General features: G+C 71.9%; 10 protein-coding genes and 1 tRNA gene. 3 read left to right on the forward strand and 8 right to left on the reverse strand.

Translation table 11 applies throughout. From position 1 onward, the window contains the following. Window positions 1-80 precede the first annotated feature (80 nt). From pknB to ACFVHB_RS14010, 6 genes are all read right to left on the reverse strand, one after another. Window positions 81-2,207 carry a Stk1 family PASTA domain-containing Ser/Thr kinase gene (gene pknB, locus ACFVHB_RS13985; protein ID WP_380320166.1) on the reverse strand — a complete coding sequence of 709 codons (2,127 nt, stop codon included), beginning with the start codon at window positions 2,205-2,207 and terminating at the stop codon, window positions 81-83. Window positions 2,208-2,468: 261 nt separating this feature from the next. Beyond that, window positions 2,469-3,926 carry a peptidoglycan D,D-transpeptidase FtsI family protein gene (locus ACFVHB_RS13990; protein ID WP_380320169.1) on the reverse strand — a complete coding sequence of 486 codons (1,458 nt, stop codon included), beginning with the start codon at window positions 3,924-3,926 and terminating at the stop codon, window positions 2,469-2,471. Then, entirely contained in the window at window positions 3,923-5,362 is a 1,440-nt protein-coding gene (locus tag ACFVHB_RS13995) for an FtsW/RodA/SpoVE family cell cycle protein (RefSeq protein WP_380320172.1), read from the reverse strand. Before ACFVHB_RS13995 ends, ACFVHB_RS13990 begins: the two co-directional genes overlap by 4 nt. Window positions 5,363-5,426: 64 nt before the next feature. Continuing rightward, window positions 5,427-7,109, reverse strand: coding sequence for a PP2C family protein-serine/threonine phosphatase (locus tag ACFVHB_RS14000; RefSeq protein ID WP_380320175.1), 1,683 nt, complete (start codon window positions 7,107-7,109; stop codon window positions 5,427-5,429). A 53-nt stretch (window positions 7,110-7,162) separates the two neighbouring features. Beyond that, entirely contained in the window at window positions 7,163-7,705 is a 543-nt protein-coding gene (locus tag ACFVHB_RS14005) for an FHA domain-containing protein (protein ID WP_380320178.1), read from the reverse strand. Window positions 7,706-7,751: 46 nt separating this feature from the next. Next, window positions 7,752-8,618: an FhaA domain-containing protein gene (locus ACFVHB_RS14010; protein ID WP_380320181.1), complete on the reverse strand. Its 867-nt coding sequence runs from the start codon at window positions 8,616-8,618 to the stop codon at window positions 7,752-7,754. A 415-nt stretch (window positions 8,619-9,033) separates the two neighbouring features. Here ACFVHB_RS14010 and ACFVHB_RS14015 point away from each other — a divergent pair. Continuing rightward, window positions 9,034-9,117: transfer RNA gene (locus tag ACFVHB_RS14015), tRNA-Leu, on the forward strand. Window positions 9,118-9,274: 157 nt separating this feature from the next. Here ACFVHB_RS14015 and ACFVHB_RS14020 read toward each other — a convergent pair. After that, entirely contained in the window at window positions 9,275-10,420 is a 1,146-nt protein-coding gene (locus ACFVHB_RS14020; RefSeq protein ID WP_380320184.1) for a sensor histidine kinase, read from the reverse strand. After that, window positions 10,417-11,067: a response regulator gene (locus tag ACFVHB_RS14025; RefSeq protein WP_380320250.1), complete on the reverse strand. Its 651-nt coding sequence runs from the start codon at window positions 11,065-11,067 to the stop codon at window positions 10,417-10,419. Before ACFVHB_RS14025 ends, ACFVHB_RS14020 begins: the two co-directional genes overlap by 4 nt. 406 nt (window positions 11,068-11,473) lie before the next feature. Here ACFVHB_RS14025 and ACFVHB_RS14030 point away from each other — a divergent pair, with 406 nt between their 5' ends. Both ACFVHB_RS14030 and ACFVHB_RS14035 read left to right on the forward strand, forming a co-directional pair. Beyond that, window positions 11,474-13,237: a phosphatidylglycerol lysyltransferase domain-containing protein gene (locus ACFVHB_RS14030; RefSeq protein WP_380320253.1), complete on the forward strand. Its 1,764-nt coding sequence runs from the start codon at window positions 11,474-11,476 to the stop codon at window positions 13,235-13,237. Between the two features lie 215 nt (window positions 13,238-13,452). Continuing rightward, window positions 13,453-14,229, forward strand: coding sequence for a hypothetical protein (locus ACFVHB_RS14035; RefSeq protein WP_380320187.1), 777 nt, complete (start codon window positions 13,453-13,455; stop codon window positions 14,227-14,229). Window positions 14,230-14,266: the final 37 nt, after the last annotated feature.

Consider the following 14,266-nt stretch of genomic DNA (forward strand, 5'->3'; position numbering starts at 1 on the left):
TGGCGACGGGCCCTCGGGCTTCGGGGCAGCGGCCCTCGGTCCCCGCTGCCTCGCATCAGAAGAAGGGGAACCAAGGGGCGCTAGTTGTTCCCTTTGGTGTTGGAGGGTGAGGGGTTGGGGGTGTCCCCTTTGATCGGATCGGCCGGGCGGGTGATCAGGCCGACGGAGGTGTTCGGCTCCACCTGGGCGCCCGCGCCGGGGTTCGAGGAGACCACGACGGCGTTCGGGTCCTGCGGGCCCATCACGACGGAGTACCCGAGCCCGGCCTTCTGCAGCGCGGCGATCGCGTCCTGCAGCTTGACGTTCTGCAGCGGCGGGACGGTGGCCTTCTCCGGCGCCTTGTAGATGGTCAGGACGATCTTCGTGTTGGCCGGGACCTTGCCGTTCGCCGGCTGCTGCGAGGCGACGGTGTTGATCTTGGTCGGGTCGTTGGTCGGGGTGGTCTTCGAGGCGTCGACCTGGAAGCCGGCGCCCTCCAGCGCCGCCTGCGCGGCCTCCTTCTGCTGACCGACCACGCTGGGCACGAGGATCTTGGCCTTGCCCTGCGACACGGTGAGCTTCACCGGCGCCGACGGGTCCCCGGCCGCGCCGGCCTGCGGGTCCTGGGCGATGACCGTCTCCTGCGGGGCCGAGTCGTCGTCCTTGTACTCGGGGGCGACATTGGTGAACCCGGCGTCGGCCAGCGCCTTGGTGGCCTGGTCCTTGGTCATCCCGGTCACCTTCGGCAGGGTCGCCTTGGCCGGGCCCGAGGAGAGCTGCACCGTGATCGTGCCGGCCTCGGCGACCTGGCTGTTGGCCGCCGGGGTCTGGACGCAGACCTGGTCCTTCTTCACGTTGGCGTCCGGGCAGGCCATCTTCTCGCCCTCGGTCACCACGAGCTTGGGACCGGCCTGCTGGGCGGCGGCCTTGGCCTCGGCCAGGGTCTTGCCGACCAGGCTCGGCGCGGTGATCTTCGCGCCGTCCTTCTTGTCGTCCTTCTTGTCGCTGAACATCGCCTGGGCGACGAAGAAGGTGCCGACCAGGACCAGCACGGCGGCGACCGCCAGCACGATCCAGGAGGTGTTGCTCTTCTTCGGCGGCTCCTCGCCGCGCCGGCCGCCGCGGCCGTACCCGTCGTCGTTGCCGCCGCCCGGGCCGCCGGCGTAGGTCTGCCCGTAGCCGTCGTCCTGGTAGCCGGGCTGCTGGCCGTAGCCGGCCTGGCCACCGGCCTGCGGGAGCACCGTGGTGGGCCCGCCGCCGGGCTGCTGCGGCAGCACGTTGGTCTGGCCGTACGGGTCGTGCTGCTGCGGGTAGCCGTTCTGGTCGTAGCCGTACCCGGCCGCGCCGCCCATGCCGTAGGCGGCGGCCTGCTGGGCGGCGGCCACCGGGAGGCCGTCGAGGAAGCGCTCGATGTCGTCGCGCATCTCGTCGGCGCTCTGGTACCGGTAGTCGCGCTCCTTGGCGAGCGCCTTCAGCACGATCGCGTCGATCTCCGGGCGGACCTCGGGGTCGAAGACGGACGGCGGCTGCGCCTCCTCCCGGACGTGCTGGTACGCCACCGCGACCGGCGAGTCGCCGACGAACGGCGGGCGCACGGTCAGCAGCTCGTACAGCAGGCAGCCGGTGGAGTAGAGGTCGGAGCGGGCGTCGACCTGCTCGCCCTTGGCCTGCTCGGGGGAGAGGTACTGGGCGGTGCCGATGACGGCGGAGGTCTGCGTCATGGTCATCCCGGCGTCGCCCATCGCCCGGGCGATGCCGAAGTCCATGACCTTGACGTTGCCCTGCCGGGTCAGCATGACGTTGGCGGGCTTGATGTCGCGGTGCACGATGCCGGCCCGGTGCGAGTACTCCAGGGCCTGCAGGATGCCGATGGTCATCTCCAGCGCGCGCTCCGGAAGCAGCCGGCGCCCGGAGTGCAGCAGCTCGCGCAGGGTGGACCCCTCGACGTACTCCATCACGATGTACGGGATGGAGATGCCGTCGATGTAGTCCTCGCCGGTGTCGTACACGGCGACGATGGCGGGGTGGTTCAGCGACGCCGCGGACTGTGCCTCACGGCGGAAGCGGGCCTGGAAGGACGGATCGCGGGCCATGTCGGCCCGGAGCGTCTTCACTGCGACGGAACGGCCGAGCCGGGTGTCATGGGCGAGGTACACCTCGGCCATGCCGCCGCGTCCGAGGACGCCGCCGAGCTCGTACCTGCCGCCTAGGCGACGAGGCTCTTCCATAGTTCCGACCCTCTCCCTCACCCGCCGGTGAGGTTGTGACGTAGGTGTCCCCGCACGCTCTGAGTGACGCCGGCCCGGCCCCGGGTGGTTCTGCGATCAGGACCCTGCAGCGCCTCGCGGGCGGCAACGGGCACACCCGCTGCTTGCGGATACGCTACCGGTCGCACCGCGCCGGACCGGAGTCGGCCGTCGGCCGATATCAGACCGGTATCCGGACGGGGGTGCCGATCGTGACATTTCACTCACCCGCGACGGTGCCTCCTACTTGCCGAGGGCGGCCTGCATCACCGCCTTGGCGATCGGCGCGGCGAGCCGGCCGCCGCTGATGCCGTCGCGGTTGTTGGAGCCGTCCTCGACCACCACCGCCACCGCGACCGACTGGCCGTCGGCGGTCTTGGCGTAGGAGGTGAACCAGGCGAACGGCAGGCCGGCGTTGTCCTCGCCGTGCTGGGCGGTGCCGGTCTTGCCGCCGACCGTCAGGCCGGGGATCTTGGCGTTCTTGCCGGTGCCGTTCTCGACCACCGAGACCATCATGTCCTGCAGCTTCTGCGCGGTCGTCGGGCTGATCGGCTGCGAGAACTGCTTCTCGGTGTGCTTGGAGATCGTGGTCAGCGTGGCCGAACGCTCCTGGTCGACCAGGTAGGGCTGCATCAGCGAGCCGTTGTTGGCGATGGCCGCGGAGACCATGGCCATCTGCAGCGGGGTGGCCCGGGTGTCGTGCTGGCCGATCGCGTCCATCGCGGTGCCGTCCGGGGTGGAGCCGCTCGGGTAGACGCTCTTCTCGGACCGGATCGGCGTGTCCACCGTGCTGTTGAAGCCGAACTTCTCGGCCTGGGAGCGCAGCTTGTCCCTGCCCAGCTCGGCGCCGATCTTGCCGAAGACGGTGTTGCAGGACCAGTCCATGCCGACCTTGAGGGAGGCGTTCTCGCAGGGCTCCCGGTCGCTCTCGTTCTTCAGCTCGGTCTTGGTGCCCGGCAGCAGGTAGGGGTTCGGCGTCTGGGTCTGGTCGTCGATGCTCTGGAAGACGCCGTTCTCGAACGCGGCGGCGGCGGTGACCAGCTTGAAGGTCGAGCCCGGCGGGTACGTCTCGCGCAGCGCGCGGTTGAGCATCGGCTTGTTCGGGTCGGCGTTGAGGTCCGTCCAGGCCTTGGAGTCGGTGTTCTCGCTGCCGGCGAAGGCACCCGGGTCGTAGGACGGGGTGGAGACCAGCGCCAGGATCGCGCCGGTGCGCGGGTCGAGCGCGACCACCGCGCCCTTCTTGCCGCCGAGGCCGTCGTAGGCGGCCTTCTGGGCCTTGGCGTTGATCGTCGTGACGACGTCGCCGCCCTTCTTCTGCTCCCCGGTCAGCATGTCCAGGGTGTTGCGGAAGAACAGCCGGTCGTCGCTGCCGGAGAGGACGCCGTCCTCCAGCTGCTCCAGCTGGCTGGCGCCGAAGGACTGCGAGGAGTACCCGGTCACCGGCGCGTACATCGGGCCGTCGACCCAGGAGCGCTTGTACTTGTAGCGCAGGCCGTTGACGAAGTCGGACTGGGTGACCGGCTGCCCGCCGACGATGATGTTGCCGCGCGGGTGGGCGTAGCGGTCGTAGACCTGGCGCTTGTTGTTCTTGTTGGTGGCCCACGCTTCGGCCTGGACGCCCTGCACCCAGTTGGTGCGCACCATCAGGGCGAGGATCAGGACGAGGCAGAAGATCGAGACCCGGCGGATCGGCTTGTTCACGAGACGGGGACCCCCTGGACCTCGGGCGTGGGGGTGGGCTCCACCCCGGGACGTCGGGCGCTGTCACTGATCTTCAGCAGGATCGCGACCAGGGCCCAGTTGGCGACCACCGAGGACCCGCCCTGGGCGAGGAACGGCATGGTCATACCGGTCAGCGGGATCAGCCCGGTGACGCCGCCGGCCACCACGAAGACCTGCAGCGCCATCGCCGAGGAGAGGCCGACGGCGAACAGCTTGCCGAACGGGTCGCGGGCGGCGACGGCGGTGCGCAGGCCGCGCTGGATCAGCAGGGCGTACAGCATGAAGATCGCCATCAGGCCGGTGAGCCCGAGCTCCTCGCCGAACGAGCCGAGGATGAAGTCGCTCTTGGCGGCGAAGTCGATCAGCCAGGAGCGGCCCTGGCCGAGACCGGAGCCGGTCACCCCGCCCGATCCCAGCGCCATCAGCGACTGGCCGATCTGTTCGGTCGAGCCCGGTGGCGGCTTGGGCCCGAAGGCGGCCATCGGGTCGAGCCAGGCGTCGATGCGGACCTTGACGTGGCTGGCGGTGGAGGCCACCGCGACCGCGCCGCCGACCGACATCAGCAGGCCGAACAGGATCCAGCTGGTCCGCTCCGTGGCGACGTAGAGCATCACCACGAAGAGGCCGAAGTACAGGAAGGACGAGCCGAGGTCGTTCTCGAAGATCAGGATCAGCAGGCTGAGCAGCCAGATCACGATGATCGGCCCGAGGTCGCGGCCGCGCGGCAGGTAGAGGCCCATGAAGCGGCGGCTGGCCAGCGCCAGGGCGTCGCGCTTCACCATCAGGTAGCCGGCGAAGAAGACGGTCAGGATGATCTTGGCGAACTCACCGGGCTGGATCGAGAAGGCGCCCATCCGGATCCAGATCTTGGCGCCGAAGTCCTCCTTGCGGGCCGGGAAGAAGGCCGGCGCCGCGAGCAGCACCAGGGCCGCCGCCATCGAGATGTAGGTGTAGCGCTGGAGGACCCGGTGGTCCTTCAGGAAGATCATCACGAAGATGAAGAAGGCCACCCCGAGGCCCGACCACATCAGCTGGTTGGCGGCCGCGGGGTAGTTGTTGTGCAGCAGCTTCCCGGCCTTGTCGAGCCGCCAGATCATCACCACGCCGAGCCCGTTGAGCAGGGTGGCGATCGGCAGCATCAGCGGGTCCGCGTACGGCGCGAAGCGGCGCATCAGCAGGTGCGCGATCAGGGCGAGCGCGCCCATGCCGAGGCCGTAGCCGAGCATGCCGGCGGGCAGCGAGTCGTCCATCGCCAGGCCCACGTTGGCGTACGCCAGCACCGGCAGCGCCACCGCGAAGGCCAGCATGGCCAGCTCGGTGTTGCGCCGGTTCGGCGTGCCCTGGGGGGAGATGGTGGTGTTGCCCCGGCGCCGGGAGGAGGCGCCGGACCGGCGGTTCAGATCAAAGGTGGTCACGTCGTAGCCGCTCCCTGACGGCCGGCCGGCCCGCACCGGGCGGGCCTATGTCGGGTCACGGCCGTCACGGCTTCGGGCAGGAGTCGGCCTTCTGCCGCTCCTCGTCGGTGAAGCCGGGCAGGTCGCCCTGCGGCCCGGTGGCCGGGGCGGCGGCGCTCTGGCTGGGGGCCGCCGTGCTCGGGGTCGGGGCCGTGGTGCCCGGGGTCGCGGTCGCGCTGGGCGCGGCCGCCGCCGGGGCCCGGCCGGTCGCGGACGGGCTGGGCGAGGTGGCGGTCCGGAACCCGGCGTGCGCCACCGCGGCGGCGGTCGGCGCGCCCGACTGTCCGGCGGTCGGCTGCCCGGGCGCCGGGGCACCGGCGGGCTGGTTGGCCGAGGGGTTGGCCGCGGCGGCCCGGGCGTCGGCGACCCGGTGGCAGAACTGGGCCTGCTCGGCCAGCTTCTTCACCGTGGCGTCGGCGTCCCCGAAGCTGCTCGCCGAGATGGTGTTGGTCACGTGGGTGCGCTGGTCCTGCGGCAGGTACTTGAGCTCGACGTCCTTGTACGAGGTGTGCACCGAGGACAGGCTCAGGCCGGCCAGGCTCTGGTTGAGGCCCTGGTAGACCGCGACGTGGTCGCCGTCCACGCCGACGTAGTACTGGCCCTGGGTCCACTGGTAGCCGAAGAAGCCGGCACCGCCGAGCAGGCCCAGCGTGACCAGGGAGATCAGCGAGAGCTTGAGCGCCTTGCCCTTGCGCTTGGGCGGCTGCTCGTCGTCGAACTCCTCGGTGCCGTGGACCGTGGGCTCGCCCGCGCCGTACCCGTAGCCCTCGGCCGGGCCGAAGCCGGCCGGGGCGGCGCCGTAGCCGCCGTCGTAGCCCTCGGCGGGACCGAAGGCGCCCTGCGGGGGGCGTCCGAGGCCGGCCGCCCGGCCGGCCGGGGTGTCCGCGATCGACCGGTCGGCCGCGGCCGAGGACGGCGGGGTCTCGGCGACCGCGCCGACGACCACCGGGACGTCGTTGAACTGGCCGCTCATGGTGTCCGTGGCGCCGACGTCCAGGACGTCCGCCACGATGCAGGTGATGTTGTCCGGACCGCCGCCGCGCAGCGCGAGCTGGATGAGCTCCTGCACGGTCTGCTCGGGCGCGTAGAAGCTCCCGAGGGTGTCCTGGAGGGTCTGGTGGCTGACCGGGCCGGAGAGGCCGTCGGAGCAGATCAGGTAGCGGTCGCCGGCCCGGACCTCGCGGATCGACAGGTCGGGCTCGACCTGGCCGCGGCCGTCCAGCGCGCGCATCAGCAGCGAGCGCTGCGGGTGGGTCTCGGCCTCCTCGGGCGTGATCCGGCCCTCGTCGACCAGACGCTGCACCCAGGTGTGGTCCTGGGTGATCTGCACCAGCGCGCCGTCCCGCAGCAGGTAGGCGCGGGAGTCGCCGACGTGCACCAGGCCCATCCGCTGCCCGGTCCACAGCATCGCGGTGAGGGTGCAGCCCATGCCCTCCAGCTGCGGGTCCTCCTCGACCATCTGTCGGAGGCGGTCGTTGGCGCCCTGGACGGCGTCACCGAGCAGGGTCAGCAGGTCGGCGCCGGGCACGTCCTCGTCCAGGCGGACGATCGAGCCGAGCACCTCGGAGGACGCGACCTCACCGGCCGCGGCGCCGCCCATGCCGTCGGCCACGGCCAGCAGCCGCGGCCCGGCGTAGCCGGAGTCCTCGTTCCCCTCCCGGATAAGCCCCTTGTGGGAGCCGGCGGCGAAGCGCAGCACCAGGGTCATGCGACCTGAGCCCCCCTCTGGGTCTTGGACGGGATGCTGTCCCTCATGCGCTACTACTTCCGCAGTTCGATGACGGTCCTGCCGATACGGATCGGCGTGCCCGGCTGGAGCGGGGTCGGCGCGGTCAGGCGCTGCCGGTCCAGATAGGTGCCGTTGGTGGAGCCTAGATCCTCGACCGTCCACTGCCCAGTCTGATCCGGATAGATCCTGGCATGCCGGGAGGACGCGTAGTCGTCGTCCAGCACGATGGTGGAGTCGTGCGCCCGGCCCAGCGTGATGGTCTGGCCCTGCAGCGCGACGGTGGTGCCGGCCAGCGAACCCGCGACCACGACCAGCTGGGTCGGGGCACCGCGACGGCGGCCGCCGCCCTGGGTCTGCTGCGCGGCGGCGGGGCCGGCCTGGCCCTGCGGGCCGCGGGCGGCGGCGGGGGACGGCGCGGTGGCCGCGGTGGCGGCGGCGCCGCCGCGACGGGAGGAGCGGGGGTTCACCCTGGTCCCGAACAGGTCACTGCGGATCACCTGGACCGCGACGATCACGAACAGCCACAACACGGCGAGGAAGCCCAGCCGCATGACCGTGAGGGTCAGTTCAGACATGACCGGGCCGCCCGTGAGTGAGCGAAGCGCGCGAACAAATCGGACACTACCCTTCGACCTGTCGGTAAACGATGGTGGTGGAGCCCACGACGATTCGCGAGCCGTCGCGGAGCGTAGCGCGCTGGGTGTGCTGTCCGTCCACCACGATGCCGTTGGTGGACCCCAGGTCGAGCACCATCGAAGGGGTGCCGGGCCGGATCTCGGCGTGCTTGCGGGAGACCCCGGGGTCGTCGATCCGCACGTCGGCCTCGGTGGATCGGCCGAGCACGCAGGCGTTCCCGGTGATCTGGTGGCGGGCGCCGTTCACCTCGATCCAGCGCCGGACGGACGTGCCGTGGCCGGCGCCCGGGAACGGGCGCACGTTGCCGCCGGCGGGCGCGGGGGGCGGACCCGCGGGCATGGTGGGGGGCGCGGCCGGCGGCGGGGGCGCGCCGTACGGTGCGGCGCCCGGCTGCTGCCACGGTGCGCCGGGGGCCGGGGCGGCCGGCGGGCGGCCGTACCCGGCGGGCTGCGCCGGGGGTTGCTGCTGCTGCGGCTCCTCGGCGGCCAGCGTGCGGCTGCGGACCCGGTACAGGCCGGTGTCGAGGTCGTCGGCCTTCTCCAGGTTCACCTGGAGCGGCCCCATGAAGGTGTACCGCTGGGCCTCCGCGTACTCGCGGACCATGCCGGCCAGTTCGTTGCCCAGCTGGCCGGAGTAGGGGCTCAGGCGCTCGTAGTCGTGCGGGCTCAGCTCGACGATGAAGTCGTTGGGCACGACGGTGCGGTCGCGGTTCCAGATGCTCGCGTTGTTGTCGCACTCGCGCTGCAGCGCACCGGCGATCTCCACGGGCTGGACCTCGGACTTGAACACCTTGGCGAAGGTGCCGTTGACGAGACCCTCAAGTCGCTGCTCGAACTTCTTCAGCACTCCCATGGGGCACCCCCTTCCAGGGTTCGTTCGCCTGTCCGCCGACCGGGCCCGGGGAGCCGGTCGCGCCTACTTGCGGTACTTCCGTACTGATCGTATCCACGCCCGGGCCCTCCATACGGTTCCCGGACGGTGTGGTGCCCGGGGGTGGGCCCGGACACACAGGGTGACGCATCCCGGCGGCGGCACGCCAGGGCTACCCGCCGGAGCGGGCCCTCACCCGTCGCTCGCCTGTTCCCCGGGCATCCGTTCGGATGCGCTCGGCGTCCCCGGGAAACGGATTCGGAGGTGGCCCGCTGGTCGTGCTACTGTTTTCCACGTCGGAAGGGGCGCCCGAAAGGGAGCCGGATCGAAGAACCGCGAAGGCCACATGGTACCGAGCGGGTCGGCTGATCGGCTGGCAACCACGACAAACACCCATGCGCGGGTGGCGGAATAGGCAGACGCGCTGGATTCAGGTTCCAGTGCCCGAAAGGGCGTGGGGGTTCAACTCCCCCCTCGCGCACAGCGAAGCCCCGCAGATCTTCGGATCTGCGGGGCTTTCTCGTTGTCCGGGATCGCGGCGTCGCCGGGCGTTCCCGCACCGGGCCTCGCGTACCGGGGACCGGCCACGGGATTCCCCTCCCCGGGTTTCCGACCGCCCCGAGGCCGGCCCGCGCCGGTCAGCCCCGGCCGGCGGGGAGATCGGCGCGGACCTCGAAGCCGCCGTCGGCGGTCGGGCCGGCCCAGAGGCTGCCGCCGAGCAGCTGGGCGCGCTCGCGCAGGCCGACCAGGCCGTGGCCGCCGCCCGGCAGGGTCTCGGCGGGCCGGACCGGCGGGGCGTCGTTGCGCACCTCGACCCGCAGCCGGCGGCCTCGTGCCCGGACCCTCACGTGCACGGCGGCGTCCGGGGCGTACTTGGTGATGTTGGTGAGCGCCTCCTGCACGGTGCGGTAGGCGGCCCGCTCGACCGCCTCGGGCCAGGGGCGGTCCCCGGCGGCGAGCTCGGTCTCCGCGGCCAGGCCGCTCTCCTCGATCAGCCGGGGCAGGTCGGCCAGCCGGGGCTGCGGGGCGAGCGGCGCGTCCGGGCGGGAGCCGGCCGCGCGCAGCACCCCGACCATCTGCCGCAGCTCCTGGAGGGTGCGGACGGCGAGCTCCCGGATGGTCCGGGCGGTGGCCGCGGCGGCGGGATCGGCGGTGCTGACCTGGAGCGCGCCGGCCTGGATGGAGATCAGGCTGACCTGGTGCGAGACCACGTCGTGCATCTCCCGGGCCAGCCGGCCGCGTTCGCTGAGCAGCACCCGCTCGGCGAGCAGCCGGCTCTCCCGCTCCTGGCCGCGGGTCAGCTCGTCCAGCCGGGCCGCCAGCTCCCGGCGGGTCCGGGAGAGCATCCCGGTGGCGGCCGGGCCGGCGGCCAGCATCACGGACTGGATGGCGTACAGAGCGGTGTCCCGGCTCAGCGCGAAGGTCTGCTCGGAGAGCGGCCAGTGGAAGAACTCGACCAGGGCGAAGAGGGTCGCGCAGGGCACCACCACCCGGGGGCTGGAGCGCTCGGCGGCCACCGTGTAGACGGCGGTTATCGGGGCGAGCCAGATGTCGTTGACGTAGCTGCCGGGCATGGTCAGCAGCAGCACGGTGACCGGGAAGCGCCGGCGCCAGAGCAGCACCACGGCGGCCAGCACGGAGAGCAGGATCTGCCACCAGCGGGCGTCCCCCCGGGCCACCAGCGCGGCGTCCACCAGGGAGTAGAGGGCCGGCAGCAGCAGCATCAGCCAGGAGGCGGTGAGCCGGGCCGGCCAGCGTCTGGCGGGGGATGGTTCGGTGGTCATGCCCCGTCGCCGGGCTTCGGCCGGACCAGACCGGCCCGGTGGGCGATGACGGCGGCCTGGACGCGGTTGGCGGCGCCGAGCTTGCCGAGGATCGCGCTGATGTGGTCCTTCACGGTGCCGGTGCCGAGGAAGAGCCGGTCGGCGATCTCGGCGTTGGACAGGCCCTCGCCGAGCAGCGCCAGCACGTCGAGCTCGCGGCCGGTGAGGGTGCGGGCCAGGGTGGCGGCCTCGGCGTCCGGGCCGCCGCCGTCGACGTAGCCGCCGATCACGGTGCGGGTGACGGTCGGCGAGAGGATGTTGCCGCCGGCCGCGAGCACCCGGACGGCGTGCACCAGCTGGTCGGGGGCGGTGTCCTTGAGCAGGAAGCCGGAGGCGCCGGCCCGCAGCGCGGTGCCGATGTACTCGTCGGTGTCGAAGGTGGTGAGCATCGCCACGGCGGGCGGGTCGGGCAGGGCGCGCAGCCGGCGCAGCACCGAGATGCCGTCCAGGTCGGGCATCCGGATGTCGAGCAGCACCACGTGCGGGCGCAGGCGCTGGACGTACTGCTCGGCCTGGCCGCCGGAGCAGTCCCCGACCACCTCCAGATCGGGGGCGGATCCGACGATGAGGCCGAGCCCGGAACGGACCAGGATCTCGTCGTCCACGATCAGGACGCGGGTGGTGGTGATGGTCCCTCCTCGGTTCGGGCGGCCGGGGCCGCCGGTCCGCTCGGCGCAGGCTGCTCGGTGCAGTCTGTTCCAACCGTCTTGAGACTAGGGCCAGCGGGGGCGGGGCGCCGAACGGGTGGGCGGGCGACACCCCCGCCGTTCGGCGGGGGTCGGAATCGGCTACCGGGTTCACGAAATTCTCATCCGGGGTGGGGAACCATGGAATTGGCTGCCCCTTCGCCGGTTTCCCGGCCGCGGCGTCCGGGCCGCTGGTCAGTCCGTCGGGCCCGTGCGGGCGCCCGGCGCCGGGCCGTGTGCGGATGCGCCCCACCATCTGATCGTTTGGAATTGAGCTGTGTCGTCCACTGTGAAGTCGGAGCCGTCCGCCGCGCCCTGGCCCGTTGTCATGCGTGAGCGCTGGCGGCCGCGGGCCGCCGTGGCCACCGTCTGGTACCTGCGGCTGCTGGCCCTGCTGAACCTGGTGACGGTGCTGCTGGCGCCGTTCCGGGACCAGGTGGAGACGCACAACGAGGGCGAGTACTTCACCCCGTACCTGCTGACCTCCGGCCTCGCCAGCGTGGTGCTGTCGGTCTTCCTGGCGATCGCGATGCGGCGGCGCAAGCGGGCCGCCTGGATCTTCAACCTCGCGCTGTCCGGGCTCTTCGCGGTGCTCTACCTGATCGCCATGGCGCTGCCGGACGGCGGCTTCAACCAGCACCCGCTGAACTACGTCTCCACCGTGCTGACCTGTCTGTTCGTGCTGGCGCTGCTGGTCGGCCGGAAGGAGTTCACCTCCAAGGGCGACGAGTCCAACCCGAAGACGGCGGCGGCCACCTTCGTCGGCGGCCTGGCCTTCGGCGGTGTGGTCGGGGCCTTCCTGGTCTGGCTGACCAACGACCTCACGGGCGCCGGCTTCTGGGACCTCTTCCGCTACTCGGTCGGCCGGATGATCACCATCACGCCGTCCGAGCACCTGCGCTCGGTGATCGCCGCGCCGACCTGGGTGAACGCCATCATCAACGCGATGGGCGCGGTGCTGTTCCTGCTGGTGCTCTACGTGGCGTTCCGCAGCCCCAGGAACAAGGAGCTGCTGACCCCGGAGGACGAGGAGAAGCTGCGCGGCCTGCTGGACAAGCAGGGCGAGCGGGACTCGCTGGGCTACTTCGCGCTGCGCCGGGACAAGGCGGTGGTCTTCTCCCCCAGCGGCAAGGCGGCCGTCACCTACCGGGTGGTCGGCGGCGTCTCGCTGGCCTCGGGCGACCCGATCGGGGACCCGGAGGCCTGGCCGGGCGCCATCGACGCCTGGCTGGCCGAGGCCCGCGAGCACGCCTGGGCGCCGGCCGTGATGGGCGCCTCCGAGGAGGCCGGGGTGATCTACGCCCGGCACGGCCTGGACGCGCTGGAGCTGGGTGACGAGGCGATCGTCGAGCTGGACGAGTTCTCGCTGGACGGCCGCGCGATGCGAGTGGTCCGGCAGGCGTACAACCGGGTCAAGCGGGCCGGGTACACCGTGCGGATCCGGCGGCACGAGGCCATTCCCGAGTGCGAGATGGCCGAGCTGGTGGCCAAGGCCGACCAGTGGCGCGACGGGGCGACCGAGCGCGGCTTCTCGATGGCGCTGGGCCGGCTCGGCGACCCGGGTGACGGGCGCTGCGTGATGCTGGAGTGCCACGACGGGGACGGCGAGCTGAAGGCGCTGCTGAGCTTCGTGCCGTGGGGCGCGGACGGCCTCTCGCTGGACCTGATGCGCCGGGCCCGGGACACCGAGAACGGGCTGATGGAGTTCATGGTGATCGAACTCCTGCAGCGGGCCGAGGAGGTCGGGCTGGCCCGGGTGTCGCTGAACTTCGCGATGTTCCGTTCCGTTTTCGAGCGCGGTTCGCGACTCGGCGCCGGGCCGGTGCTCCGGCTGTGGCGCTCGGTGCTGGGCTTCTTCTCGCGGTGGTGGCAGATCGAATCGCTGTACCGGGCGAACGCCAAGTACCGGCCGATCTGGGAGCCGCGCTATCTGCTGTTCGAGAAGAGCAGCGAGATTCCGCGGATCGGTATCGCCAGTGCGCGGGCCGAGGGCTTCATCACCGCGCCGAGCCTGCCCGCCCTGTTCCGTCGTCGACACGCGGGGGCCGCGGCCGCCCGGGTGCCGGTGGCGGCGCGGGAGGGGAAGGGGTAGTCCCTCCGCCGGGGGGCGGAGGGGGCCGGTCGTCCGGATGGGGGTGTTTCGGGGTTTTATCTCCCCCCAGAGGATGATGCCGATCCACATTCATGCCGATGTGGATTCATTAACCGGCTTCTAATGTTGGAGTGGTCGGTAAGGCGTTCCGACTTCGGGGATGGCTTCGGGGATTTGGAGAGACGGCTGTGATTCAGAGGACCCACGCGGGGGGCGTGCGAAAGGGGCCGCTGGCTATTGCCGGTGCGGCCGCTGTCGCCGAGTGGGGAACGCTGTTCGGCACGCTCCGGGAGCGGTTGGCGGCGAAGAAGTTCGCCGCCGTTCCGCTCGCCACCGGGGCGACCGCACTGATCCTGCTGTTCAGCATCGTGCAGCACCTGCCGGGCGGGGAGCGCTTCGTCACCCACATCGGGGTGGTGAAGGCGGCGCTGCCGCTGGAGGTCTCGCTGCTGCGGACACCGCTGTCGCTCTACGTGCCGGCGCTGGACCTCCCGGTCTGGGGGGCGCTGGCCCAGGTGTTCCTGGTCTTCGGCATCGCCGAGATCGTGCTCGGGCGGCGGCTGACCCTGGTGGTGGCCTACGCCTGCACCCTGGCCGGGACGCTGTTCGCCCGGGTGGGCGTGGCGATCGGCCCGGAGCACGTGTTCGGCTTCCCGAAGTGGGTGGCGCACGTCCGTGACACCGGCCCCTCGGCGGCGGTGGTGGCGCTGGCGATCTGCATCGCGTTCCGCTGCCGGGCCTGGTTCACGGCCGGGCTGGTGGTGGCGCTGATGGTCGGCGAGGCCGTCGTGCTGCCGAACCTGGCGGGCCTGGAGCACGTCGTCGCGGTGCTCATGGCGCTGCTGATCGCCGTCTCGGTGGAGGTGTTCGGGGACTTCTGGCCGCGGGTGCTGGCCGGGGTCGGCGCGGCGGGCTCGGTGGCCGCGGCGGCCTCGATCGAGGTGGCGACGGAGGCCCGGCGCCGGGCGGCGGCGGGTGCCGCGATCCCCTGAAGGGAGTGCTTCCGGTGGTGCTCCGGCCGCCGGGTGC

It is taken from the genome of Kitasatospora sp. NPDC127111 (genome assembly GCF_042677465.1).
In the GTDB taxonomy this organism is placed as follows: domain Bacteria; phylum Actinomycetota; class Actinomycetes; order Streptomycetales; family Streptomycetaceae; genus Kitasatospora.